Source organism: Aliikangiella litoralis (assembly GCF_052495765.1).
The window spans coordinates 4,906,449-4,932,921 of sequence record NZ_CP199292.1 but is presented as its reverse complement, the minus strand read 5'-3'; the positions used below and the strand labels follow the sequence as shown (position 1 = coordinate 4,932,921).

Sequence of the window (26,473 nt, the reverse complement as noted above, 5' to 3'; positions counted from 1 at the left end):
GGAGTGTTAACAATGCAGCGTTTTCTTTTTGACAGGTTATGCCAACCAAAAATAGATATTCCAGATGACGTTGAAGCAAAACTGTCTTTTTTACGTCAGTCAATTACTGAAAACTTAACCCAATTAGTTTCTCATCGCAGCTTTTTCTCGGGACTAAATAATGCTGTCGCAGGCACGATTCAGACGACAGCAAGCGTACTTAATTTTGGTCTCAGTGATATTGTTAGCCATAGTGCCAACTTTGAAGATTCAAATAGAGTAAAAGAACAGATACGTCAGCAAATTCAAGTTTATGAGCCTCGCTTACTCGATCCGGAAATTAAACTGGTAGCGACTAAAGATCCATTGATGCCGGCCATGATTCAGGTTAATGGTACGATTAAGTCTGATGAATTAGAAGTAGAGTTTTGCTGGAAACCTTTGGGTACTCGAATATGAAAATTGAAAAATCTAGAGAACAATTGAATGATTATTTTGCTGCAGAATTAGATGGTTTGCGAACTAGTGTAATAGAGTTTGCCGAGGAAAATCCGAGCATAGCACAAGAGCTGGCATTAAATAAACATAGTGAAGGTAAGTCAAAAGATCCTCATATAGAAATGCTCATTCAATCTTTTGCATGGATGACCAGTCGTTTGAGGCAAAATATTGAATCCGAATCTGCCAAATTACCTTCAATGCTTTTGCAGCAACTTTATCCTCAGCTAGTGAGCTCAATTCCTTCTATGGCAATTGCAGAATGTCATGTAGATGGTTTTGCGACCGACTTTGATAATGGCTATCGACTTAACAGTTGGCAGCATATGGAACCAATAAGAATGGAAGGTAACCCGGAAGAAACTGCCAAGTTGTCTACCTGTAAACTATCAACTTGTCATGATCTTATTCTCTGGCCTTTAAAGGTGGCTTCCGTTAAAAGTCAACCTATCAATGATTATATTGAAATTGAAAAAACTTTTAATAAAGCTCAATCAATGATCAATTTAGAAATTACTGAAACTGATGAAGGTGCCGCTAAAGGTATCAACATAACTAATCCGTTACGTTTTTACCTTAATTTTGAAGAATCAGAGCGATTTAAATTTTATGACTATATCGCACGTTATTTTATTGGTGCGGTGGTTTATGACGAAGATGAAAAAATTGTTACAACACTCTCGAAGAATGACTTTAAACTGTGCGGTTTCGAAGATGATGAAAGGCTATTTCCTGCATCGAGCTTTCAGGATTTAGGTTTCTCATTACTACAGGATTACTTTTGCTTTCCTGAAAAATTTATGTTTTTTGAATTATCTAACCTTAAAGAAGTTCAGTTGAAAACAGGCTTAAATATCAAAATGGTTTTTAGTGAGAGTATACCAAAAAAAATAAAGCTTAAAAATGACTCAGTTAAACTTAATTGTGTACCAGTAATTAATTTATTTGAAAAAACATCAGAACCTATTCCATTACATCATAAGAGCTATCGATACCGCTTACACCCAAGTCGAGTTTTTTATAATTGCCATGAAATCATTAAAGTGCATAAGTTATTTACTGTAAATAAAAAAGGCGAAAACAAGGAGTTGTTACCTTATTTTAGCTTGGATAATCGTGGGCTGGATAATAAAGGTTATCGCTGGTTAGTGCAGCAAGAAACTAGTCACAAAAAAAGCTTGGCGGGAACTGAAAGTTGGCTTTCACTTTATGATCAAGATTATGTTCGTTCTTGTCCATTAGGAGAAACACTTTATGCGGAAACTCTGTGTTGTAATCGAACTGCTTGTGAACTGTTTCCCAGGCTACAAGCATTTTCCATTGTTGGTAGTTCACCGGTGACTGAGTTATCACTCTTAACTCGACCAACGCGACATAAAAGTAGCAAAATGAATAGTGAACATCTTTGGAAATTATTGTCGCATTTTTCAATTTATTATGTGTCTTTGACTGATAAAGTTTTGGCAAAAGATATCCTAATGCGGTTTTTAAGTCTTTATGCTAGTCAAGATAATCCTGTGAGTCAACGGCAGATTGAAAGTATTGAAAAGTTGGAAGTCGAAGATGATGTTCAGGCTGATTTAAGAGAAGGTTGGCGTGGATATTATCACGGTACAAAATTTACTTTAACTTTAATTGAGCGAAAGTTTGAAGGGAGCAGTGCGGTTTTATTTGGTCATGTAATTTATCAGTTTTTGGCATTGTTTTGTCATATTAACTCATTTGTGCGTTTAGAGCTTAAATTAGGAAGTAGGAGTATTTATCAATGGCAGCCCATGAGCGGTCACAAAGTTCTTGTTTAGATTTGCTTCAACAACAAGGGCACGAATTTGATTTTTTTCAGGCGGTTAGGTTATTGGAAAAATCAACTGGACCTGAAAAAAAAGTAAAATTTAAAGCCGTTAATAGCGAAGCTTTCCATAGTAATTTCATTGCCGGTATCGAAAATACAAACAATCGTATCAAGAAACCGATTACCGTATCGGTTAATGGTTTTGGCTTAACTGGGCAACAGGGCCCAATTCCTGCGTGTTTTTCAGAAATGTTTAGGAGAGCTGCTGTTTCTGGGAAAAAAGGGGCAGAAGATCCTCATGCATTTTTAGATATCTTTAACGATAAACATTTAGCTTTACTTTATCAGATTAAGAAAAACTTTGATCTTATGTTGTTTAATGAGAACCCTGATGAAAGTATATTATATCAAATGCTATCCAGTATTACCGGATTTGACACTTTAAGTTTATTTGATCGTTTACCGATTGCTAAAGATAAATTAGCTGTTTTTGCGCCTATAATTTCAAACCGCCGGGTTGATTATTCTCTTATCTATAACGTTTTAAAATGTTATTTAAATTGTGATGTTAAAGTTACTCCCAATTGTGGTGCCTGGCGAACATTACCTGAGCAGTATCAGGCAAAATTGTCTTTCTCCTCAAAAGAGAAAAGCAATGACGAAAGCTCTCAGAAATATTTTCATCAAAGTTCGAATAATGGAATGAGACTTGGTGGTGGCGTTGGTTTAGGTAAAAAATACTGGGATAATCAGGCTGCTATCAGAATTGATATTAATATGTCCGATATTGAAAAGCTCAGAGGCTTATTGCCCGGTGGGAAGGAACATAAAGCGCTTAAAGCACTTCTATCATTTTTGACCGATGCTAAGTACTTTATTGGAATTAGATTATTGATCAATTGGAAAGATATTCCTCAAAGTAAGCTCTACAGAACGACAAAATTAAAATTGGGGCAAACCAGTTGGCTGAAGAGCGACCAAAAGAATAAAACGAAAATTAATTATCCTCAGTTTGTTATTAAACCTTCGGTTGCTTACTCTTTTTCAAGTGAGCCAACTGGAGTTAATGTATGATTTACAAAACTCCCGATTCTGTTGAGTATAATTACCAACCGGTGGATTATTCACTGCCATCTCCTCGATGTAGTCTTGATTTTTCAATTTTAACTGATGCCGGAAAAACGATTAATGATACACAACTTAGATTACAAAGCTTTCAGGGTAACGAAGCACTATCACAACTTTTTGAGTTTGATCTGGAATTAAGGGCCAATGATTATACTTCAGGCGGACCTGGTTATGGTGAGCCTCCGGTTTTTGGGGGAATTCTAAATAAAGCGCAAAGTGATGTAATGAACTTTGAAAATATTTTGGGGGCTAATGCAACTATTATTTTGGGTACTCCTGAAACAGTGAAGGATGTTAATCAGGCCGACTATCCGAATAAACGACCTGTCGTATTTTTTAATGGTATAGTCAGTAATTTTGCATTAGCCGATAGAGGTATATATCACGCTACTTTAAAACCTGCATTATTTAAATTAAGTTTGCAAAATCATTATCGTGTATTTTCTCAGAAAAATATCATCGAAGTTATCATAGATGTTTTAAGTGAAAATAATATTAGCTTTAACAAAAAGCAACTAGAGACTAAGCCTTGCGCTATTATTCAAGGACTTGCAAATTATTATACTCAAGATTGGTTACAAGCGGGTGAAAGTGATCTCGACTTTATTTCCAAATTAATGCACAAAGTGAATTTGTTTTATTATTTTGTACACTCTCAATTTGAACATACAATGATCATTACCGATCAACCTTATTATCAAAGTATTTATCAACGTGAAGTTAACCAGCAAGGTTTTAATGTAGAAACTCAGAAATTAAAGTCCCTATATCTTAGTTATACCCAGCAAGCTGGTCTCGATCGTGATGACTATATAACCCAGTTTAAATATCAACAAAATATGACTACCGAGGGTATTACCACGGTTTTAGCACAAAAAGAAGCTAACTGGGAGTCACAAAATACAGCACAAGTTTCACCCGTTATTGTTCAAGCTGATAACCAAACTGATAAATTGAACATGAAACAGCTACATTTAGTGCAATATGGGGCGACTGATACTGAAGTTAACAAAATGACGGACACTGCGGTTAATCAATTAGCGGCGGCGAAATTCGATTTTTCAGGCGGATCGAGTTGTACTGAATTAAAGGCAGGTCATAAATTTCAAGTAAAAGAAACTTGGCAAGGATCTGAAGCTGAACAAGGTGTAAAAGCGAGTGGTTATTCGTCATCTTTACCAGTAAGGCCATTGCTTAATAAAAGAATATTTGTTGCAACATCGGTTAAGCATCAAGCGAATGCAGCAGGTGATTATAAAAATCAATTTAGTGCTGTCGCAGCTGAAGGGTTAGCAACGCCTTTTAACTCTCATGCTAGTCAACAAGGTTCTATTCTTGCATTAGTGACAGATAAACCTGATGGGAACAATAAAGGAATTTTATCTTCTATTGTCAATTTGTTTACTAAAACAGGAGAAACGACTCATCAAGGTTCTGCCGCTAAATATTTAAAGAAAAATGTTTTTGCTTTCGATAAGAAGCCTTTTATGTATAAGGATAACAACAAAAGATATCATTGTACTGGTATTTATGTTCGGTTTATCGATCAGCCAAAAACTGCAGCCAGCACCTGGGTAAAACTTTCAGAAAGTATGCAAACAATTCCTGAAATAGGTTCTTATGTCGTGGTTGGTCGGTCAAACGATGATAGTGAAATTCCCGAGGTGCAACAGTCACTGCAAGCAAAAGGAAGTAAAGTGATTATGCCCAAAAAATATACTTGTCATACCAATGTGGGAAACAGCTATAACACTAATTATGGTGATAGCACTAGTATTAGTTTTGGCGCAGATATAAATACATCTTTAGAAACAGCTAAAGATATTGTTGAAACACAGCGTCAAAGTAATGATTATAATGACGTACGTTACGGTGAAAGTAGTTCTTACACTTATAATATCAGTAAAAGAAGTCATAATATTTCAATGACGGGAGAAGGGAGTGTCCCTAGTTTTAATCCGTCCGATATGATGGAATATGTCAGCTATAGTTATTCAACGACAAATGGTGATACTTATAATCAGTCTATCCATCAAGGAAACTCTATCAATTTATCAACGACTACAGGCGATTCATCGAATACTCAAATCACCACCGGCAACAATACTAATACGACCACCATGAATGGTGATACAACCAATACCCAAACCACCACCGGCAACAATACTAATACGACCACTATGAACGGTGACACAACTAATACCCAAACCACCACCGGCAACAATACTAATACGACAATCATGAATGGCAACACGACGAATATTCAAACAACCAATGGTAACAACAGCGATACTACTACGATTACTGGGAATACTACGAGTACTTCGACTAATCATGGTGATACAACAAATCATTCAACCGTTACCGGAAAATCGACCAGTCACTCAGTTATTTCTGGTGGTTCGTCTTCATATAGTGAGGTTAGTGGAGGCTCTTACAATAGTTCAACGGTTGATACGAGTAACAGTGTGAGTAAAGTCGGTGCGACTACATCGGAGTCAGTGACAGGTGTGTCAAATAACACTTCTGTAGTTGGTGCAAGCACAACAGAATCTGTTACTGGTGTTGCTAATAATACATCTGTGACCGGTGTTAGTACAAATGAGTCAGCGATAGGAGTGAGTGGTGGATTGTCATTTACCGGTGTTAATGGCTCGATAAGCAGTACAACATCTGACAACTCAATTACCAAAATTACTGATTCTAATACTGCCAGAATTATATTAGGCGGGATAAGTTATACCAATGATACTGCCGTAAAAACAGAAACTATGTTTACAGAAACAACGATTATCGGTGCATTAAAAACGATGTTATGAAATTAATTAAACCTAATAAAATAGCCTTTTTGCAACGAACTTACGGTTTGGAAAAACAGTATTGGTATGTTATTACTCCGATTTTATTTTTTGATCTTAAAACCTCTAAAATATTGCCGGAGAATATGCAATGGAAAAAGGTTGTTGATGCATTAGGACAGGAAGCTTTAGATCATGCTTTGCCGAAAATAAAGGGAGAGTATTTTATTGCCGGTCATGCTTATGCACCAGATGAAAACACAGAAAGTATGGAAATTAGTTTCAATTTGGGTGAGCAGAAGAAAAAATTAAATATTAGGGGAGAGCGTTTTTGGAAACGTAATTTCTTAGGGCAGTGGCAACCATCAGAGCCTAAACCTTTTAGTAAAGTATCATTAACGTATCAAAATTCCTACGGTGGAGAAAAAAGTAAAACAAATCCTTTAGGTATCGGATATGACAAAGAACAGCCATTACCTGCTATTGAAGCGTTTGATGAAAAAATCAAAAAGCCTGGGCAAAAATCCTTTCCAGCAGGTACTTTACCATTACCAATCACTTGGCCACAGCGTGAAAAATATCATGGTAGTTATAAAGGGGATTGGTTTGAAAAATACTTTCCCGCGTTGCCACCTGATACCGATATGCGTCTATTTAATGCTGCGCCAGAAGATCAACAAATTTCTGGTTTCTTTAATGGAGACGAAAAATTTTGTATCAAAGGCATGTTACCTGAACAGCAAGTGTTATCTGGTCAACTGCCCAATATAAGGGTTAGAAGTTTTATTAACTACAATGAACAATTTTCTGAGGTTTTACTGGATCTGGATACGGTATGGTTTATGCCGGACCAATTATTGGGGGCATTGATCTTTCGTGGTAAAACTAAAGTGGTTAATGCTGAAGCATACGAAATCAAACAAGTTATGTTGGCATTTGAGAATAACGCTGATGAACCTAAAACGATAAAACACTATCAAACAGTATTGAAGTTAAGAAGTGAACCAGCAACCGCTAGTATTAATGTGATGAACGAAAGCCAACTTTCTCCTTTGATATCTGAAGATGAAATAGATGAACGTAAGAAAAAATTAGAAATACAAAAAATAAAAACCGTTGAAGCAAAAAAAATACAACAACAGTTGCTACTAGAAGAAATGCCTGAATATATAGATGATTCCGAAGTTTTATTGCCAGAACCAGAACTTAGTCCGTTTGATTTGCTATTGGATGAAGATATAGAAAGTGGTGATATAGATCTTACTGATGTTATAGGCGAGGTTAATCACAAATTGGAACAATTAGAGGCAAATGCTGAAAAGCAGATCGCTGAATTAAAACAAAACAAAGATATTAATCAAAACATACCTATGCAGGAACCAGTTACTGAAAAAGAGGCAATAGAAAAATTTGACTGCTTAAAAGTGCAAGATAGAAATAAGCTGTTGATGAGTGAAATTTCAGAGAAAAAAGTACAAGAACTTCAATTGCAACAAATAAAAATGAAACAAATGGCCGTTTCTAAAAGTGATGAGGCAAATATTACCCCTGAGGTTGGTCTTACCTTAAAGACCTTGGCTTTAGAGCAGCTTAGTTGTGGTAACGACCTGTGTGCAAAAAATCTTACTGGAGTTGATTTTTCAAATCAGGTTTTTGAAAATGTTGATTTTAGTCATTCTATATTGAGTTTTAGCCAGTTATATCAGGCAAAATTTACTAATTGTCAATTTTCTGAAGTGGCATTTGTTAACGCTAATTTAACAAGATGTGAGTTTGAAAACTGTAAAATGGCACAAAGTAACTTTTCTGGTATTAGCGCCGTTGGAGTAACTTTTAAAGGTTGCGATCTCAGTTTAACGCAATGGAAAAATTGTAATATTAGTCAAGCATTTATAGCTCACTGTAATGTTAAGCAAGCTCAATTTATAGAAAGTAAACTTGTTCATAGCTATTTTAGCGAATGCCAAGTCTTGCAATGCCTTTTCTCTAAGTGCTTGCTTAATGATAATGATTTTGCAAGTTGTGACATTATACAAACAACATTTAGTGAGTCTATATTGGATCTCACTCGATGGAGCCGTAGCCGATTTGAGCGTTGTGTGATTCAGCTATGTCCAATAAGGCTAGCTTCGTTTGTTGATGCTAAATTTAAAAAAGTCGTGTTTTCTATTGAAACTAATCTTACTCGTGCCAATTTTACTCAAGCTGAGTGTTATGAAACCAGCTTCCGTTGTTTAATGATGCCTGCTCTTATTGCCGATAACGCAGTATTTAAAAAGTGCGATTTTTCAGAGTCAGAGTTAACCAATAGTCGTTTTAATAACAGTAAAATAAATCAATGTATATCTGCAGGCTCTAATTTTACCAATTGTTATTTTAACAATTGTAATTGCTATCGTTCCCGTTTTCGACAGGCAAAGTTTATTAATACTAATTTCAATAATGTTGATATGTTAGATTCAGATTTAATGTGGGCACAATTTCAAGATACATCAATAAAAGGTTGTATCAACTTATCAAAAGTAGCATTGAGAGATGCCAAAGCCAGAGCACATAGCACAGAGGAAGATAATGGACAACAACGAACTGCTTAAGAAAGTGAAGTCTGGAGTGCCTATATCGAAACAAGATTTTAGTGGCCGAGACTTATCTGGAATGGCATTGGATAATGCCATATTTCAGGAGTGTAATTTTGTTGGATGTAATATTGATGGCTGTAATCTAAGTAAAAGTATTTATTCAGAGTGTGTCTTCGACGGTCAAGATTTTAGTTTTTGTCATCTTAAACAAGCAACTTTCAAATCATGTCGGTTAGTCGAGAGTGTTTTTACAAAGTTGACTCTACAAGGTGTTGGTTTTATTAGCTGTAACATGGTTAATACGCGCTTTAATGAATGTGATTTGATGAGCTGTGTATTTTTGCGTTCTGACCTCAGTGGTTGCCAATGGAAGGGCGGTTCAATTGAAAAAAATGCGTTTACTGAAAACGTGTTAAAAAACAATCAATTTATCAATATACAAATGAAAAATTTTACTATGGATAGCACTGATTTCAGGACTTCTATTATTGATGGTTGTCAGATTAAACAAGGATTGTTTCTGGATAGTTGTTTTGATGGGTTAGTTTTAAATAACAATCAATGGCAGTTTTGTACCATGAGTAACAGTTCTTTTAACTGTTGCGATTTTAGTCATGCGCTTTTAAATCAATGTAATTTTAGTCAAAGTAATGTTAGCGAGTGTGATTTTAGATATGCTCAACTTGAACAGTCTTTATTCATGGATGCAACAATTCAATCAAACGATTTCTCAAATGCTAATTTAGTACAAAGTAATTTTACGAGGGCGAAGTTGTTAGACTGTCATTTTAATAAAAGCCCGATGCAGCAAAGTCAATTTGTTAATGTTGAAATGAATAATTGCCATTTTACCCAGTGCGATTTTGAAACCGCAGATTTCTCACATGCCCGCATTATTGAATCTAAGTTAACTCTTTGTGATTTCAAATATGCCAATTGGCATAATATAACAACAACTCACTCTTCATTTCTTAAGAATGATACTAAGACCGTGCGTAAAACTGATAATAACCGTTTAAAAGCGGAAGGAGTGGCTGCCTGATGAACTTATTGAAGCAAGATGATTTAAATAGAAAAGAATGTTTAAATAGACTAGATCGTTTAGATAGACAAGATGGTTTAGATAGAAAGCTATCTCATGCTCAAGCAGAGTTAAGTACATTGGCCCAACTCCATCAGCCTGCTCCTGTTACATTATATCCTGCAAAAATAACATCACAGTTCTCTGATGAAAGCTGGTTGCTTGACGATGTCCATCAGGCTTGTCGAGCTTTCAGCTGTATCGTTAAACCTCATGTAGGAGACCAGGTTTTATATGCTTGTTATTCTGGGCAGAATCAAATAGTGACAATACTCAATCGTGTTCAAGTGCAAAATGAAGAGCCGGCCAATCTATCTTTACCTGAACAACAATCTGTTTTATTTAAGGCTGATTCCTTAGATTTTTTTGGTAAAAACAAATTGACAATATCAAGTTATGGAAATATTGAAATTAATGCACTTATCGGCAAATTAATGTGTAGTGCTAGGGATATTTTGCAAAGTATTCAACATTCATTTGTTCAAATAAGTAAACAAGTTATATGTCGCACAGAACATTTAGATGTTTCGGCTAGCAAGTTATCTAAATCACATGCTCGACATCAAATTATTACCGCGGACAAAGAGATGAAAGTGGACGCAGAAAGAATAAATATGGGATGAAACTATTATGCCTGGACCTCTAAATAATATGGGCGCTGCGACATCAATCGGAGTACCTTGTGTGCAAAATGTACCGACACCGGCAGGAACGGTTCCAACACCTTCTGTGAATTTGGTATCAACAGCAACAATTGTTCCTAATGTTGCTAATATTTTTTATGGCGCATTACCCATAGTCAATCAACTAACAGAAAATCCGGTAAGTACGGGATCGATTCCGAACGGCGGGCTTATCACTGGAGGCATTTGTGAAGAATCACAAAATATTGGTTGTAGCTTGACGTTGAATCTGGGGGGAATGATGGCTACAACAATGGCTGATCCAACAGGGCATAATTCAGATTTTAATTCTTTTGGAATGTATTTAACACCCAGCCCGCCAGTATCCTGGATGGTACTTAGTTAGGACTTATGATGTTACTCGTTAGGACTCTAAAATTATTGCTGTTGTTTATACTACTCAGTAGTTGTTCTAGTTTATCAAGTATTAATAGCGCTCTTAACCCTTGGTCTCGGGAGAATGAAGTTGACAGTATTTTTGTTTATGTTGCGCCTGATCCAGAATTAGTTCATGCGGTTAATATTGATGTGGTATTTATTTATACAGATACTGTACACGCGATGTTAGCTGGGTTTGATGCTATTCAGTGGTTTGAACAAAAACAAGGGGTCATTTCTGGTTATCAAACCCAATTAGATATCCTCGAATGGCAAATGGTAAGGGGGTATGGCGAGCAAGCTCAATCTCTTCCCGAAGATCACAAAGATGCGGTTGCTGTGATGGCATTCGCCTATTCTCAAGACAATCCAAATGCTAAAGCGGTGTTAACAGAGTTAAGTTCCCCTTGGATTATTTTTGAAAATAAACAATTAACAACACAACAGCAAGCACCAGTTTCTTATATTAAACAATGACTAGCAATACTGTTTGTTAACAGAGGTAGATAACAATGAGTCAAATGCAAACAATTCCACAGCCTGTTCAATGGTTCGAAGGCATGCTGTTATCTCCACAGCATTTTCAACAAAATAATAGTTATTTTGAGCATTTGATTTTTCATCAATTACAAAGAATAACACCTTATTTTTTTGGAGCAATTGAACTCAAATTTAATCAGACAGCTATCGCCGATCAAAAACTATTAGTGGAAAAAATTCATGCCGTTATGACTGATGGTACTGTTATTGACTATGCCATGAATGATAAAGGAGAATCACCTGCTTTTGTTGGTAATGAGTCAAATTTACTTTGTTATGATCTGGGGCGTATTGAAGGTATCAAACCACAAATCCCTTTTTATATTTATATTGCTATTGCCAAACAAAACGTTGCTTCATCGAGTGATTCTATCGGTGGAATGAAACGTTATGATAGTGTTAATGCTGGCAAAGTTACGGACCATAATGATTATCAGAATCAAGTCGATCTGGTGCGCTTAAGACCAAAATTGCAGTTATTAATGGAATCAGAGTTATCACCTAACTATAGTTATTTTCCAATTGCAAAGTTACAACAAAATCATGATGGCAGCTATCGGTTAATGTGCTATACACCACCATTATTGAATGTCAGTTGTTCTACAAGTGAATCACCTGCAGGATCAGCTTTAGGAGAGAAAGTGGAATATCTGATCAGTTCACTACGCAGTAAAGCAACTGAGCAACGAAACTATTTTGTTGAAAAGCAGGCGAGCAGCGGCCCTATGAATCATTTGCAAAAACAAAATTTACATTATATTACTCAGGCACTTCCTGGGCTGGAAGTTATGCTAAAAAGTCAGCGTTGTCATCCTTATGAACTTTATCTTGCTTTAGTTAATCTTTCATCAAGTATGGCTATTTTGCAGGATGAAGTACTACCTCCTGTTTATCCTGCATATAACCACCAAGATCTTGAAAGCATTTTCAAGCCCGTGTTGAATAATCTTTACAGAGTCATTAATAAACTTCAACTTAACTTTGATGTCGTTGGCTTTTCTTTAAGTGAGAAAGGTGATTATTATTGTCAATATATTAATACTGCAACTTCTAAAATATCTAACCTGTTAATGTTGTCATTTAGACTAGCTACCGGCGTAGCTCGAGAGCAATTAAATTCCTGGATAGAAAATGCTTATATCTGTACCGAAGATAAAATGGAACAATTACTCATTGAACGCATTACAGGTTGTGAGAGAAACCAAGTTAAAGAGTTTTCTGAAATAGATTTAATTGAAAATGATGATGAAGTTTTTTTTATCATTAAAACTAACAAAAATTACTTAAGTGATGGAGGTAAATTAGTCATAACAAGCTCGGACCAACAGTTAGATAAATATGCACCTACTGCAATTAATTGGTATCAATTACGTGAGGAGAATGTTACTGATGAATAATGAACAAGTCTCATCAGTAAAACTGACTGAGTTTAATTTATTGGAATTGTTTGAAGGCTTTTTATCTTTTTGGACAACACTATCTGATAAAATTGAAAAACATTATAATGAAGATGTGATTCTGCTTAATGATAAAGATGAGCAAGTTAATAATCTTCCACGTTATATTCAACGCCAACTAGTCGGGTATGTTGAACAACAGAAAAAACAAGTTGAGCAGATTGCTTTGCCACAGCAGCAATTACTTTACGAACAATTTTTATATTCTATGGCCGCGTTTGTTGATGATCAATTATTACAAAAAGTGAAGTGGCCGGAACAAAAACATTGGTTGCCTTTAATGCTGGAACTTAACTTGTTTGGTAGTCGAAACTCAGGAGAAAAGTTAATAGAACATATACAAAAGTTTAGCAGTCAGCCCAATGAATTCAGTGATGATGAAAAAGCATTGGCAAGCTGTTACTTAAGAATTTTATGGCTTGGTTTTTCTGGAAAATATGCTAAACAACCAAGCAAAATAAAAAAATTGAAATCACAGTTGATCAGCAATGTAGAGTTAAATATTCCTGATTTAACTGTGAAATTGTTATTTTATCAAGCCTATCAATATAATATCATTAACGATAAACAATCGAGGTTAGCACCCATTTCCAGATGGCAACGATTTATCTTATTAGGTGCTGCTCTCTATTTAGTTATTGCTGGTTTACTTTGGTATGTACTAACCTACCAATTAGAAAGCATTTTGTCTAGTTAAGAGGTAAAATGTGAGTTTAAATTCCATAACAGCTGCTTCAACTAACCTACTTAGTGCATCTAAGCAGATGGCAAGCCAACTTGCGTCTGAATGGAATACTGAATGGACATTGATCGCTGTTGTTATTCTGTTAATTATCATTATTATTAAAAAAGATCGACCGGTAACAACACTAATATCTTTTATTTTTAGTGGACTTAAAAAAGTACCTGGATATTTAGTTACTGTTTCTAAAAAAGTGATAAGTCGACTAACACCCAAAAGATTAAAGTTAGGTAGTTTGTTTGATGCAATGGCGTTATTGACTGGCGACCATAATAAGCGTTATCAAATACCCACTTATATAGCGCTATCTGATGATACCAATTTGTCTGAGCTATTAACCAATGTGGATGCTGGACACCGTGAAAAGCTAATTCTGAAACGGCATAGAAAAGAAGGGGATAAAAATTGGTTTATTTTTGATCAGGGTTGCATTATTACTCATCCAAATCCATCAGATATTGCGAGTGATTTACGCCAATATCGACCTGAAAGGCCGATTGACGGCATCATTATTTGTATAAATGTACAGCACCTTCAAAGTAGTGACTCTGCTCACATTGATGAATATGCCGGTAATATATATCAACAGTTGTGGGCATTACAAAAAGAATTTGAATTTGTATTACCTGTCTATTTACTTATTTGTGATTTGGACAAGGTGGTTGGCTTTGAAGCGTTTTGGAAATCAAAAAATCTAAAAGAGCACTATGATGGAATCTTTGGGTGGTCAAATCCCAATGATATTAATCAACCCATTCAAAAAGCATGGATTGTTAATGCTTTTAATGAAATTGCCATTTTTTTGCGTCAAATTCACACTCGCTTTATTGATGACGATACCAATGAAGTATCCTCAGATACATTATTATTTCCAAGAAATCTTAATAAGCTATCTCGGCCTACCACACGTTTTTGCGAAACTATTTTTGGAAGCTCAAGTTATCACCGTAGTTTAATGTTTCGCGGTATTTATTTTTCCGGAAAACTTCGAGAAAGTGAAAGTCACCCATATATTCCTAAGTTTATAGAAGAACTTTTTGCTAAAAAAATATTTAATGAATCTGACCTTGCTTATGCGCCAGAAAAAAAGCTTTTTTCGAGTAATGATAAGTTGCGTTTGTATCAGTATGTTTCAGGTTTTGTCTTTATATTGATGTCTACATTGTTAGTTTTTAGTTCCATTGATCTTAAGTTACAAACTGACAATCTTGTTGAAAAGATAGAAACCGCGCCTCAACTTTCTACTACTGAAAACTCAGGCAAGGGTGTTAAACTTGTAAAAAATGTGTTGAATCATATTTCTGGTATGGATGCGAATAACATTTTTTATGTGAGTAATCCTTGGTCATGGTTTTCAACATTAGATGATAAGTTGGCAGAGTATTTTTCTGATGATATATTTGGTGATGTTGTTTTTCCATCATTTGAATGTAAAGTAAATCATCTTTTGCATGCTCAGATTAATAAACAACAAGAATTCGATGATTATAGTTATTGGTTAGATGGGGTATCTGCTTCTCTTAAACTTCGGGCTGATCTCTATGAACTCATGCAGGGAACTGATTTTTCTAAAGATCAAGTGTCTCATAAATTTAAATACCTTGTTGAAAATGTTTTTGGCGAGAAGTTGCCTGAAAAATTTTACCAAAATTCTTCGCTATATTTTGATGCGATAAAAAACAAACGCTATTACTCTATTAATCGTCGAGCTAATGTGGGTTCTGTGAATAAAGCTAATAAGCAGATTGCTTGCAAGATTGAACCAATCAATGAAAATAAGCTATGGGATAGTGTTAAGCAAAAGCTTGATCAAATCAATCAACATATGCTAAAGAAAATTGCTTTTCCTCAACGTTCATATGATTTGTTAATCGAGTCACAAAGTTTACCGGCAATCAACTCTTGGGAAGCTAAAAAAGATGAAGTGCCAAATGCATTGCTCAATTACGCTAATTGGTATAGTCATCTTCAAAATGAATGGTTATTGGGGCACTCCGAGCATAATACTTGTAAACGAATAAGTTCTGCTTTAGCGACAATCGCTAATGAATTTGGGCTGAAAGAGACTTATTTTTCTAGTGAATATAAAGATGACTGCGAAGAGAATGTTCGTCAACAACTAGAGTATGATAACAATAATAACTTGCAAGCATTATATGAAATTAACGAATTAGCGGCAGGTTATTCCTTTTCTTCTCGTATGAGAAAACAGCGCGATGCATTGGATAAAGTCACTTCACTTTATTTTATTCAAACCTCTGTACCTGAACCATTCGATGAGAGTGACTATGATTTTTTCTGGTCAGTTGAGCATTTAAGCTTAGCTCTTCAGGCATTCAATGAATATGAACAATTTTCTAAAGAAAACTATAAAGGTATCCATTTACCACCTAAAAATAGTGTTAGCAGCAATAAGTATCTTGCTCAATCAATTGCCATAAGACAATTAAAGCTGGCAATGTTAACCAATGTTTCTAACGCAAGGGTTAAAAAACATGCAAGTTATCAGCAAAATAACTTTCGACCCGTTAATCAAAAGGAAGCTTATTTGCAAAGCCATGCTGCTAACTTCAAAGAAGCAATGGATTTGATAATCAGTATTAACGAAAAATTTAAAGCGCTAGGTTTTTCCGATGGGAGTCATTGGATGCTGCAAATCGCTAACAGGCATGCATTTGAACTCATGAAGAAAGTTGATGAGCTTTATCTCGACAATCGTCTTTATGCACCATTATCGAGACCATTTTGGGGTAAGCATAACTATGTACAAGCGTTATTTGGCATAAATGGTGACGGTCAACTAAAAGATTATTTAGTGGCGCAATCTGATAGAGTGAGCTTTATTGCTTTAAATTATGCTGAACCGTTAATCACATTTGTTAGTACCACTAAAGGAATGTCTACAGACTATCAATTATTTAGCAAATGGGAGAAAACGCTTATTGAAATCAATAAGAAGCTCGATAAGAATCCAGCCAATAGTCAAAGTGATCTAGAGCAATTTTTTACTAGCGAGCTAATGAGTATTAATCAAAGTAATTGTTTTCAACAATCAAGCCAGCTTGTTCATCCACAGCAAAATAATATTTTTGCAATTAACCAAAATTCGATTTCCAATCTGGTGAAAAGCCATTGCAATAGTTTTCGGGCTGATAGGATTGCAAGTGAATATAAAAATGTAAATCGACTATTTTTAAAAATGTTAGCTGGGAATTATCCGTTTTCTGCAACTGCCAATAGCGATAATGTTTCGCCTGCTGTCATGAGAGTGTTTATATCAAAATATCCTGGGAAAAGTAGTGGTTTAGCACAGCGAATGGAAGTTTTAGCATGGAAAAATAGAGAGTATAACAAAGCATTAAAGTTCGTCAAAAAACTTGACTCAAGTATTGAGTTTTTTAGTTATCTGTTTGAATCGACCGCCAATGCTCAAGGGGTAGAGTTAGCAAGTGATTTCAATGTAATGCAAGAAAATGCTAAATACGTAGAACATATCGGAAAGTGGCAATTTAGAAGCGGAAGTAAAATCAGTCATTACCCTGGGGCGAAAAGCAACATTTTCTGGTTACCTGATGATAAAGTAAAAGTTGAATTAAACTGGGCGGCTAACTCACCATTTTCAGCGATTGCAAAAGATGGTAAAACAAAAGGAAATCGTTTGAGTTACGATGTTTCTGGTGTTTGGAGCTTGCTTGAATTTATTCAGCGCCACCGCTCTAAATTGCATGATGATAAAGCTTTTACTCCTGAATCCATATTACTTAACTTTAAGGCTGATTTATCAGCAAAAAATAATGCGATTAGTGGAAATGAAATTCCAGATGCTTTGGCACTAATGCGACTAACGCTTTATGGTTTAGATCCAGAAACTAAACAAAAAGTAGCGATTAAAATTCCTAAAAAATTTCCTCATTATGCACCGCGTATACCCAAAGGATAATGCTATGAGCCCTAATCAAGAAAGCTATAACTCCGAAAGTATTCAATCATTGTTCCAGCAACAAACGGGCGCAGACTTTCAGTCTCTGATTCAACCAATAAGCGATGAAAGTCCGAGTGGCGAGTCGCTGAAATCGAACGGTGTTTATGCTGCAATAAAAAATGCGAGAAGTTCTGATGATCCCAACTTACCAATGGGAGACTGGCAGCATGACTTGAAAGTTGCAGATTGGGATGAGGTGTCAAAAATCGCAATTAATGCTTTAACAAAAAAAACGAAAGATCTACAGATTGGGATCTGGTTATTAGAAGCGCAAATTCACCAGTACGGGTTTTCAGGTATCGCTCCGGCAATGCAGCTTTTAACGGAGCTGACAGAGAAATATTGGGCCGATATTTTTCCGAAAATGGAAGATGGAGATATTGAATATAGAACGAATCTGATTGCGTGGATTAACAAAAAGTTACTTCCGGTTATTAGTCAATTACCTATAACAAGTTCTCGTAGTGAAAAGCAGTATTGTTGGTCAGATTGGGAAATGGCAGTAAAAATAGAAATGCTCCCTGCGGAGCGAAAAAGTGACAAGTTAGAATATGTTTCCAGCCAAGCTATTGTACATGCTATTGCAGCAACCCCAGTTGATTTTTATCAAGCACTTTATAAAGGATGTAGTGATGCAATCGTATCTGTAGAAAATTATTCAGAGTTGCTTGATAAACTCTGCGGTCAAGATTCACCTTCATTATTTAATCTTAAAACAATACTGCTAGAAATTCGCGAAACTCTGGCCGAACAGGTAAAACATAGAGGTTTATTTTTTAGTGCTGGTAAAACTGATGATGAAAATCAAAATGCAGGTGCTGAATCAAACCAAGCTTCTAACGGTTCTAATGATTCAGGCAGTGATGATAATTATTTGCTTGATAGCCGTGAGAAAGCTTATCATCAATTGACTCAAGCGGCAGAATATTTAAAGCAAGATGATCCTCATAGTCCGGTTCCTTACTTGATCTTTAAAGCTATTTATTGGGGACGATTAAATACTGCGGAATTATACCAGGAACTGTTTGTAGATTATCAAGGGCAACTTAATATTTTTGATATTTTAGGATTAGATATTGAGAAAAAATAACTTTATAAAACTACTGATATAAGAAATATTATGGCTGCTGCAATTCAAATTAAAAGTAAAAATACTGATATTAATACTCAATGGAAAATAGTTGAGGGTTTTGCTGCGTCAAGGACTGAAAAACAATACCAACAAGCATTGAAAGAGCATTGTGAAAATATTCATTTGTTTCAACCAAAGGAACGTCAATCTTGGTTAAATGCGCTCAAGCAGTTTATACAAAAAAATAAGAAGCTTAAACTGGATACATTGCGCTCAATTATTAATTTCTCCTTTTTGGTTTGCGACTGGCATTTGTTAATTGATACTTGCAATAAATTAACAGGACTTCAAACTGAAGAATACAGGTATTTAGTTTATGCCTACTGGAAGATTGGGAATTGGAATAAAGCTTATGAATTACTGAATAAGCAGATGCTTGCTCAGCCAGAAATTACGTCTTTTTACGACTTATATCTTGACTTGGTTGAGCTTTCAAATAGACAAGAACTTTTATTTTATACTAATCATAATGTTTCAAAAAATCTAAAATTAGAACCTTTGTCGACTCACCATGCGGATGAATATCTATGGCAATACTGGGAGCAAAGTATTGCAGAACTTTGTTGCTTGCCTAAAGTTTCTAATCTATCAGAATGGCATCATTGGTTTACTTACCAGCAATCATTTAATGATCAATCAAATTTTGCCGTTGTACATGAGACTTTCGGATTTATCGGTGTTGTCAGTCTTATTGTCCATCGTCAAGCGGGGTTTTTCTACTTCTGGATTGGTAAAGACTTTCAAGGTAAAGGCTTTGGAACTGAAGCGGTTAAGTTGCTGCTTGGAATAGGAGAGGAATATTTTGCAATCAATTGTTGTTACGCAAAAGTTTTTGAGCATAATATTGCCTCTCAAAAATCAATGCTAAAGCTTGGGTTTAAGCGACTTAGTTTCAATGCCGCTGCTCCCAACCAGAATGAACAGCTATATTATCTAGGTGATGCTAAGTCCGATAGAAATCAAATGATTGAGTTGCATCAATTACTGTGTGATATGAAGTCCGATACTAATATTGATATACCTATTAAATGGTTAATGTAAGCGCTACTTTAACTTTAAAAAAGGTTGATAGAAAATAGGAATTAAAAGTGGGAAATAAAAACAAAGAGAAACTACCTGGCTATCAAATTGTTGTTCAATGGAAGCTCGTTAATTGCTCTAGCGCAGGCGAAAAATACTTATGAGTGTTTTTGATACTGGTAAAACCGGACAAAATAAATTCAGTTTAATCAGAACTTGTTACTGCTCGAAGTGCCATTCTGCCGTTAATGGTTGGTACCGTGGTGACACGATAGTTCGTTCGCTGGGAATGAAATGTTTCGGCAGCTTTAACATGGTCAATTTGTGGATAGTGATTACCGGGCAACCGTCCATTGTTTTGTGGTGCAGAAAATCCACTGCGCAATTGACGCTGCAGGTTAGGTGTTAGTCTATGACCAAATATAGTTTGTTCTCGCTGTGGAGCCGGTTGTTTGATGCTGCCGCCCGTTGTATTTCGGTGAGGTGTAGGGGAAGCATCGTGACTTTGCCTGAATGTAGCCGCGCGTTTAGCCGGATCGCTGACGTACTCCCGTCCAAATTGCAAACGAGGTTGAAATGGCGCATCAATGCCGATCAGCTGTATGGGTTGTCTACCGCTTCCCCAGCTAAAATTATTCATAAATTATCCCATTATTGGTATAGCTGTAATGACCTTAAATTGAGATGGTCCTTAGACCACAATAGCGTTTAATCGGATAATTTTCAAACTTATGGCCATCATTTATCAAACTTATTCATTCGCCGATGCACAATGCAAAGTGAGTATCTCGACTAATAAAGCGGAAGCTGACCTCTGGGTATTTAATACCGGCAGCAGAGGATTAGCGAATGGAGATGCTAATTGGTATATTGTTAGTGAGCGTGCAGAAGCGTCGGTGCGAGTTTATTTTTGTTCTCGTGGTATGTCTGATTTGATAGTTTATTTTGTTAATAATAAATTGGAAGCAGGTTGGCAAAAAGAGCATCGGTTTAAATTTAGATTATGAATCTAGGTGCTTGTCTTTAATTGGGGAGTTATCTCACTTTTGTAAAATCTAACGAGTCTTATTTTGACTTAACGCTGTTTTTAAATGTGACTTCGCTCACTTTTCTAAATAATTAACCTTATAGAGTTGCCTGATATTTCCTTATAAAGCATGGATTTTATGGACCGTGGTGACCAAAAACTAACATAGCGACAAATGGCCTCATATCATAAGGAATTAAGAAAAAGAATATTCGCTGACCTAAATAAGACTTATTCATCTCTCAATAACAAAGTACATGAAATATTATATAAAGTGAGAAAGTTGAGAATCGACCTCACAGTTTTTCGTTCAAGTCTTAATTTGAGCTGACATTAAGGGCTTCAATATCCCCAAAGCGGAAGATTTTGACTTTCTAACTTTTAGTAGTAAGGCGGATATTAAGGACTTAATTCACAGTGAGGTTCCCGCATTAATAATGTCCAAATTATCCTTGAGCACTTTGATAATCCCCCAAAGCGCGTTATATTTCTACCTTAAGCGTTTACGTTTTTATTCACGTATATTTGGGGGTATCTATTTCTAAGGGTATCAATACCGGTGGCGTTGCTGACAAAGTGGGTAACAGATATGAAAGATCATGGATTGCGTGGCAGTTCATGCAAATCCTTATGGGGCGCGCAAACCAGATCACCGTCGAAGTATGCAATGAAGACGGAGCTGAATTTGCGATTACAAGTAATGCCGGTACAGAATGGCATCAAGTAAAAAGCTCTAATGCTGGGCGCGCATATAGCCCCAAACTTGTCGGCGGTGTCTTATCGAAGCTATCAACACGATACAAAGGTGGTGAAACTGTATGCTTTATAACCAAAGAGGATGTTGGGAAAATTAGAGCTATTGCAGATAATGTTCGCAATATTGATTCCTACGAAAGTCTTCAGTCTCAAGGTTCTCAGGCAGATATAAAGAGCTTCAATGAGTTTCATACCGGATTGGGCATTAGCGACCCAACCGTTTCATTCTATTGGCTAAGACAAACTATTATCGAGCAGCAATCAGAGCAGAATCTAGAAGCTCAAATTGTTATGCATGCGTCTTTGATTTGTTCAGGCGAGCCGTTGTCAGCGCTTGATGCACTGCAAACACTGGCGGATAGTCATTTAGGAAATCCAATCGATGAAACAGTGATCTGGGGATATCTTACATCAAGAGGGATCAAACCCACTCCACAAGTAAAGGCAGACTATTTCAACACATTATGCGCCAATCAGTTGGACGCATATTCATATTCTCAGTCGTTTGATGTCCTTGGAAATTCTATAGAACGCGGGGAAGTAAAAACGCTTGTTAGACATGTATCGGGCGAAGATAGCACAATTACATTTGTTCATGCAGGAGCCGGAGCTGGTAAATCCAGTATCGTATATCAATTTATTAATGCGACAGCGGACAATGACTGGAGTACTTTGGTTTTCAGGGTGGATAGAAAATCCCAGTTGGAAGCACTTTTAAGGGAAGCTGCAGGTGGTGAACAAGTTACATTGGTTCAAGCTATCTCACAAATTTCACAGCATCAAAAAGTCATTGTCATTATTGATCAACTCGACGCGTTGAGTGAAGTTTCTGGGCGTCACTCAGAACAATTTGATGAAATATCACCTTTGATCAAACAGCTAGCCGGAATTAAGAATACTCACTTGATTATTAGTTGTCGATCTCACGACCTTCAATTCGACTATCGTCTCAGATCTCTCAACTACAACTTCAAGCAAACTAGGAATGAAAGCGTCTTGGACTTGAATGTTAGCCCGCTCAGCGAAGATGTGGTAAAGACGTTTCTGAGCTCGTTGGGATTTGACGTAACAAGGATTGATAGCGGGACGCTAAAGATGATCAGGAATCCTAGCGAACTTTCAATGTTTGTCCAATTAATCGCTGAATTGCCGGAGGGTGATATCAGCTTTCAAAATTCAAACGAACTTCTGGACGAATTTTGGCAACAGAAGCGACGGGATTTTGAAAAGCGTGACAATGGCATAAATTGGTCGACAGCAGTTTCGCTGGTTGTTCAAAAGCTTAATCAGAAACAATCACTGTCTGTCTCTGAAAGGTATTTTGAAGAAAGCACCAAGGAGATTGCGGCATTGATTTCTAGCGGCATACTGATCAAAGACCATAGTAATTACGTTGCCTTTGTTCACGAAACACTATTTGACTATGCATTTGCGCGACAGCAATGCGCGCAGGATATAACTATTTGTGAATGGCTACAGCAAACTGAACAACATCTGTTTCAGAGAGGTCAACTTAGACAGATTCTTTGGTACTTGCGAACAACTGATTTGCCTGTGTTTAGGGAAAGTGTGTCGGATATACTTGGCCATGGCAATATCAGGCCGCATCTTAAAGCATCAGTATTTCAGACATTAAACCTGCTCAGCAATCCAAGCCCTGAGGATTGGGAATTGATCAGGGTTCCATGGTGTGACAGTGAGCATGAACTATCCCGAATTGCTGTTAGTGCTACATGGGCGGGTAAAAGTTGGGTAGAAATGTTCGATGAACATGACATTCTCAAGCCTCTGCTTTCGGATACGGATAATTTTGTGTCTGATCGAGCCATGTCTGTTCTTCGGAGCGTTAATGATAAATGTCCTGAGTTGATCGGGAAATACGCCTTATGGATTTTTGAAAACCATCCTAACAAAGAAAGAGAAGTTAGTTTTATTCTGTCTCGATGCACTCTTACTGAATGTCCAGCACTGATTATCCCTGCTCTTAAGGAAAGCATCAAACGAGGACTCCATGATAAACAGGCTCAGCACAGCTTTGAAAGCTTCTGGGAGCTTATTGAGCGGAAAAAGGGACTTTCGAATGAGACTATTTGTGATCTGATCAATACATATTTGTCGAGCCTCGCTGAAAGAGGAAAGTTGCAGGAGCAACTGCATAAAATAGTTCATAAGGCTGGAGAATTTATTAAGGAACTGGCCAAAGAAAATCCGTGGGAATTTATGCAGGCCGTCCTGCCTATTCATATAGCTATCTTCAATCGCTATGGTATCGAAGGTGGTGGGTACGACGATTGTCACTCTGTTTGGTCAGGTATGGACGAATCAAAAAGCATATACATCGGGGATATTTTAATTCACAGCCTAGCTATTGCTCTTGGCAACTTATGCCAATCTCATCCTGCTGAAGCAAACACTGTTACGGAACAGTTGTTAGGGACAAAAACAAGAACTGGAAAAACAATTATTCTAATGGCTGCTGAAACAACGCCAAGTAAAGCAGTTGTTCCCATTGTGCTAACACTTATTCAAGAAAGCTCAAAAGATATAGACGGCGATGACTTTTATTTTATGGGACCATATTGGACTCATGCTCTTTCTGCTATAGCATCACATTTGTCGACCAAAGTTCTTCGAGCGTTTGAAGACATACTTATGTCTATCTTTCCTGCCAAGGAATATGAACATGCAAAATATCAGCGCTATATGGGAGACGCTCATTATGAGTGCACTCCGATTGGCGAAGCACAGTTTGCTCTTTTGTATGGCCTACGCGAAGCGAACCTATCTAATGCTGCGAGATTGCGATTGTTAGAGTGGGAAAGAAAATTTAAATCATCGCCAAGACTAGACAGAACCCGTATTTCAGTGGGCTGGGTAGGATCGCCTTTACCTGCTATCGCACATAAAAAGATGTCTGACCAACAATGGCTTGCAGCTATGAAGAAAGAGTGGCCAGATAGGTGGAGTAGAGTGAATGTAGAAGGACATTTGTCCGGTGGTCCGGAAGAATTAGCCAGATACGGTTTTATTCCACAGGTATCAGCTAACCCTGAGCGTTTTCTATCGCTTTTCTTCAAACACTTTGATGAAACAATTCCACTAACTTATTGGGAAGCGTTTATAGATGGTATTCGTGAAGCTCAAAATGTAGAGCCTCAACAAATTACAGTGGTTTGCGAGAAGGCGATAGCTCTTGAGAAGAGTGAGCTTCATATGTCTATAGCACGTTTTTTGGGAAGTAGGACTCCACATGTTATTGACCACAATGGACTTGAAATCCTCGGTCAGTTGGCGATACATTCACCTGATCCTGAGGCTGAACTATGGCGGGGAGATAAAGACGATGTCGTTTACTACGGAGGCGAGATTGAAGGCCACGCAATAAACTGTGTTAGAGGTGTTGCAGCAGAAGCTATAGAGCAATACTTCTATGAATATCCAGAGAAGTATGATTTGGTTCAACAAGTTATTCAGGCTGCTTTGAGTGACAAAAATATTGCAGTGCGCTCGAGTATAATTGGGATCTGCCCCTCTTTGCATCATCATAAGATTGTCGATGGGATTGGGACTTTTATTGACTGTATTGGCCCTGACCTGGAATTAACGACTACCCGTAGCGCCCGTCATTGTTTTAACCAATTTCTTGTGAAGGGCTGGGATAGGTTGAGGCCTCTAATTGAGGGCATGATCAACTCCGATATTGATGCGGTTGCCATTGAAGGATCCATTTTAATGGGGTTCGCGTGGCTAGAAGATCTAATCACTAAAGATAAATATAATGTTTGTATTGAAGGGAAAGAATCCCACAGAATTGGTATCGCAAAGATATTGGTTGGTAATTTTAAGAATGAGAAATTCCAAGAAAAGTGTCTGGAATTATTTCCCAAAATGTTCGACGATGAAAGTGAAAAAGTCCGTCAGGAAGTTAATGGCTTTGTAAGGCACCTGAAAGACGATGATTTTGTTTTATATGAGCCAACATTGACTGCTTATTTGAAAAGTTGCGCTTTTGATGGGGATGATATGCTCTTTTATTCCTTTGAACGAGCTGTGGAAGTATCACCAGAGTTACTTTTGACTGCAGCAGACGCGATGCTGTCATTAAACCCTGACGACCTTAGTGACATGAGAACAGCTAAACCGATCGGGGCGGAGACATTATCCAAGCTGCTATTGAGTGCTTACAATAACACAAGGGATACAGACTTAAAGAAAGCATGTCTTGATAGAATTGACGCATTGACACTCAATGCTGCATATGGATTGGAAAATGCGCTAAGCGAATATAACCGGGATTAAATGCTTTCCAGCTATAAAATAACGGTTGTCTTTTAATCTGTCACCTCGATGATTGTCAGAGTGTATTGAAACTAGGATTCGGATGTGTCAGTTTGAGTATGAGCTGTGTGATTCACAGTCATCCTTTCTATTTTTTAGGGCTAATTCCTTTTGATAATTAGCCAGTTGCACGTGCTCAGAGCTGGGATCATAGTTCTGAGCAACTTCTTCGCTATAAGGTGTTTCATTATTTAATTCAAAGTATTTATCCATAGGAGATTTTCCTTTGTGAGAGGTCATTGAGAGGACTCCTAAACGATACGCTCATCGTTGGGCGGGCAACGGTAAAGTGTGCGTTACTAATGACTTCCATATACTTGAAAACTATTCCGCAATGGATATTTCTGACAATGAGTTGGTGATTACTTCGTGTAATCGACTGAATCGAGTGAAGGCACTTCTAAACCAAAAATTGCCTGAGAATCCTGAGGCATGTCTCGAATACCTAAGTGATGAAAAGGTTAAGATGCAGATTACAGAGCAGCAAATGGTTTTTCAAGCTGCGACCGGTCGTTTGGATGTTATCTAGATGGATGCTGGGGCTATTAATAGATGAATGAACT

19 protein-coding genes are annotated in these 26,473 nt (G+C 36.9%); 17 read left to right on the top strand and 2 right to left on the bottom strand.

Going from position 1 to position 26,473, the window contains the following annotated elements:
* The first annotated feature begins 12 nt into the window (after window positions 1–12).
* The 14 genes from tssE to ACT5E3_RS20435 are packed head-to-tail and all read left to right on the top strand — an operon-like array spanning window position 13 to window position 19,810.
* Window positions 13–438: a type VI secretion system baseplate subunit TssE gene (gene tssE / locus ACT5E3_RS20500; protein WP_444995426.1), complete on the top strand. Its 426-nt coding sequence runs from the start codon at window positions 13–15 to the stop codon at window positions 436–438.
* The gene (tssF, locus tag ACT5E3_RS20495) at window positions 435–2,279 is read left to right on the top strand and encodes a type VI secretion system baseplate subunit TssF (protein ID WP_444995425.1); all 1,845 of its coding nucleotides are present in this window, start codon (window positions 435–437) and stop codon (window positions 2,277–2,279) included. The genes tssE and tssF overlap by 4 nt, the downstream gene beginning before the upstream one ends.
* Window positions 2,243–3,343 (top strand): type VI secretion system baseplate subunit TssG, encoded by a 1,101-nt coding sequence (tssG, locus tag ACT5E3_RS20490; RefSeq protein WP_444995424.1) that lies wholly within the window; start codon window positions 2,243–2,245, stop codon window positions 3,341–3,343. Before tssF ends, tssG begins: the two co-directional genes overlap by 37 nt.
* On the top strand, window positions 3,340–6,216 hold the full coding sequence (locus tag ACT5E3_RS20485; protein WP_444995423.1) for a contractile injection system protein, VgrG/Pvc8 family: 2,877 nt from the start codon (window positions 3,340–3,342) through the stop codon (window positions 6,214–6,216). Before tssG ends, ACT5E3_RS20485 begins: the two co-directional genes overlap by 4 nt.
* A complete protein-coding gene (locus ACT5E3_RS20480; RefSeq protein WP_444995422.1) occupies window positions 6,213–8,789 on the top strand; it encodes a DUF2169 family type VI secretion system accessory protein in 2,577 nt (858 codons plus the stop codon). Before ACT5E3_RS20485 ends, ACT5E3_RS20480 begins: the two co-directional genes overlap by 4 nt.
* Window positions 8,767–9,816, top strand: coding sequence for a pentapeptide repeat-containing protein (locus tag ACT5E3_RS20475; protein WP_444995421.1), 1,050 nt, complete (start codon window positions 8,767–8,769; stop codon window positions 9,814–9,816). The genes ACT5E3_RS20480 and ACT5E3_RS20475 overlap by 23 nt, the downstream gene beginning before the upstream one ends.
* The gene (locus ACT5E3_RS20470; RefSeq protein WP_444995420.1) at window positions 9,816–10,478 is read left to right on the top strand and encodes a DUF3540 domain-containing protein; all 663 of its coding nucleotides are present in this window, start codon (window positions 9,816–9,818) and stop codon (window positions 10,476–10,478) included. The genes ACT5E3_RS20475 and ACT5E3_RS20470 overlap by 1 nt, the downstream gene beginning before the upstream one ends.
* 7 nt (window positions 10,479–10,485) lie before the next feature.
* A complete protein-coding gene (locus ACT5E3_RS20465) occupies window positions 10,486–10,884 on the top strand; it encodes a PAAR-like domain-containing protein (RefSeq protein WP_444995419.1) in 399 nt (132 codons plus the stop codon).
* A 35-nt stretch (window positions 10,885–10,919) separates the two neighbouring features.
* Window positions 10,920–11,393 (top strand): hypothetical protein, encoded by a 474-nt coding sequence (locus ACT5E3_RS20460; RefSeq protein WP_444995418.1) that lies wholly within the window; start codon window positions 10,920–10,922, stop codon window positions 11,391–11,393.
* 35 nt (window positions 11,394–11,428) lie between these two features.
* On the top strand, window positions 11,429–12,853 hold the full coding sequence (tssK, locus tag ACT5E3_RS20455; protein ID WP_444995417.1) for a type VI secretion system baseplate subunit TssK: 1,425 nt from the start codon (window positions 11,429–11,431) through the stop codon (window positions 12,851–12,853).
* A complete protein-coding gene (locus ACT5E3_RS20450) occupies window positions 12,846–13,610 on the top strand; it encodes a DotU family type IV/VI secretion system protein (protein ID WP_444995416.1) in 765 nt (254 codons plus the stop codon). The genes tssK and ACT5E3_RS20450 overlap by 8 nt, the downstream gene beginning before the upstream one ends.
* Window positions 13,611–13,620: 10 nt before the next feature.
* Window positions 13,621–17,595 carry a type VI secretion system protein gene (locus tag ACT5E3_RS20445; protein ID WP_444995415.1) on the top strand — a complete coding sequence of 1,325 codons (3,975 nt, stop codon included), beginning with the start codon at window positions 13,621–13,623 and terminating at the stop codon, window positions 17,593–17,595.
* Window positions 17,596–17,599: 4 nt separating this feature from the next.
* Window positions 17,600–18,727, top strand: a complete 1,128-nt coding sequence (tssA, locus tag ACT5E3_RS20440) for a type VI secretion system protein TssA (RefSeq protein WP_444995414.1) — start codon at window positions 17,600–17,602, stop codon at window positions 18,725–18,727.
* A 30-nt stretch (window positions 18,728–18,757) separates the two neighbouring features.
* On the top strand, window positions 18,758–19,810 hold the full coding sequence (locus tag ACT5E3_RS20435; protein WP_444995413.1) for a GNAT family N-acetyltransferase: 1,053 nt from the start codon (window positions 18,758–18,760) through the stop codon (window positions 19,808–19,810).
* Window positions 19,811–19,994: 184 nt separating this feature from the next.
* Here ACT5E3_RS20435 and ACT5E3_RS20430 read toward each other — a convergent pair whose 3' ends face one another.
* Window positions 19,995–20,354 carry a hypothetical protein gene (locus ACT5E3_RS20430; RefSeq protein WP_444995412.1) on the bottom strand — a complete coding sequence of 120 codons (360 nt, stop codon included), beginning with the start codon at window positions 20,352–20,354 and terminating at the stop codon, window positions 19,995–19,997.
* A gap of 166 nt (window positions 20,355–20,520) precedes the next feature.
* Between ACT5E3_RS20430 and ACT5E3_RS20425 the strand changes: the two genes are divergently transcribed.
* Both ACT5E3_RS20425 and ACT5E3_RS20420 read left to right on the top strand, forming a co-directional pair.
* Window positions 20,521–20,796 carry a DUF6150 family protein gene (locus ACT5E3_RS20425; protein ID WP_444995411.1) on the top strand — a complete coding sequence of 92 codons (276 nt, stop codon included), beginning with the start codon at window positions 20,521–20,523 and terminating at the stop codon, window positions 20,794–20,796.
* A 650-nt stretch (window positions 20,797–21,446) separates the two neighbouring features.
* The gene (locus tag ACT5E3_RS20420; RefSeq protein ID WP_444995410.1) at window positions 21,447–25,871 is read left to right on the top strand and encodes a hypothetical protein; all 4,425 of its coding nucleotides are present in this window, start codon (window positions 21,447–21,449) and stop codon (window positions 25,869–25,871) included.
* 87 nt (window positions 25,872–25,958) lie between these two features.
* Here the strand turns inward: ACT5E3_RS20420 and ACT5E3_RS20415 are convergent, their stop codons facing one another.
* Window positions 25,959–26,150: a hypothetical protein gene (locus tag ACT5E3_RS20415; protein WP_444995409.1), complete on the bottom strand. Its 192-nt coding sequence runs from the start codon at window positions 26,148–26,150 to the stop codon at window positions 25,959–25,961.
* Between the two features lie 49 nt (window positions 26,151–26,199).
* Here ACT5E3_RS20415 and ACT5E3_RS20410 point away from each other — a divergent pair, with 49 nt between their 5' ends.
* Window positions 26,200–26,439 (top strand): hypothetical protein, encoded by a 240-nt coding sequence (locus ACT5E3_RS20410; protein ID WP_444995408.1) that lies wholly within the window; start codon window positions 26,200–26,202, stop codon window positions 26,437–26,439.
* Window positions 26,440–26,473 lie beyond the last annotated feature (34 nt).

What these genes read in the sequence shown, in the direction of transcription:
- tssE (WP_444995426.1), top strand. Translation starts at nt 13, where the DNA reads ATGCAGCGTTTTCTTTTTGACAGGTTATGCCAACCAAAAATAGATATT.
- tssF (WP_444995425.1), top strand. Translation starts at nt 435, where the DNA reads ATGAAAATTGAAAAATCTAGAGAACAATTGAATGATTATTTTGCTGCA.
- tssG (WP_444995424.1), top strand. Translation starts at nt 2,243, where the DNA reads ATGGCAGCCCATGAGCGGTCACAAAGTTCTTGTTTAGATTTGCTTCAA.
- ACT5E3_RS20485 (WP_444995423.1), top strand. Translation starts at nt 3,340, where the DNA reads ATGATTTACAAAACTCCCGATTCTGTTGAGTATAATTACCAACCGGTG.
- ACT5E3_RS20480 (WP_444995422.1), top strand. Translation starts at nt 6,213, where the DNA reads ATGAAATTAATTAAACCTAATAAAATAGCCTTTTTGCAACGAACTTAC.
- ACT5E3_RS20475 (WP_444995421.1), top strand. Translation starts at nt 8,767, where the DNA reads ATGGACAACAACGAACTGCTTAAGAAAGTGAAGTCTGGAGTGCCTATA.
- ACT5E3_RS20470 (WP_444995420.1), top strand. Translation starts at nt 9,816, where the DNA reads ATGAACTTATTGAAGCAAGATGATTTAAATAGAAAAGAATGTTTAAAT.
- ACT5E3_RS20465 (WP_444995419.1), top strand. Translation starts at nt 10,486, where the DNA reads ATGCCTGGACCTCTAAATAATATGGGCGCTGCGACATCAATCGGAGTA.
- tssK (WP_444995417.1), top strand. Translation starts at nt 11,429, where the DNA reads ATGAGTCAAATGCAAACAATTCCACAGCCTGTTCAATGGTTCGAAGGC.
- ACT5E3_RS20450 (WP_444995416.1), top strand. Translation starts at nt 12,846, where the DNA reads ATGAATAATGAACAAGTCTCATCAGTAAAACTGACTGAGTTTAATTTA.
- tssA (WP_444995414.1), top strand. Translation starts at nt 17,600, where the DNA reads ATGAGCCCTAATCAAGAAAGCTATAACTCCGAAAGTATTCAATCATTG.
- ACT5E3_RS20435 (WP_444995413.1), top strand. Translation starts at nt 18,758, where the DNA reads ATGGCTGCTGCAATTCAAATTAAAAGTAAAAATACTGATATTAATACT.
- ACT5E3_RS20425 (WP_444995411.1), top strand. Translation starts at nt 20,521, where the DNA reads ATGGCCATCATTTATCAAACTTATTCATTCGCCGATGCACAATGCAAA.
- ACT5E3_RS20420 (WP_444995410.1), top strand. Translation starts at nt 21,447, where the DNA reads ATGGGGCGCGCAAACCAGATCACCGTCGAAGTATGCAATGAAGACGGA.
- ACT5E3_RS20415 (WP_444995409.1), bottom strand. Translation starts at nt 26,150, where the DNA reads ATGACCTCTCACAAAGGAAAATCTCCTATGGATAAATACTTTGAATTA.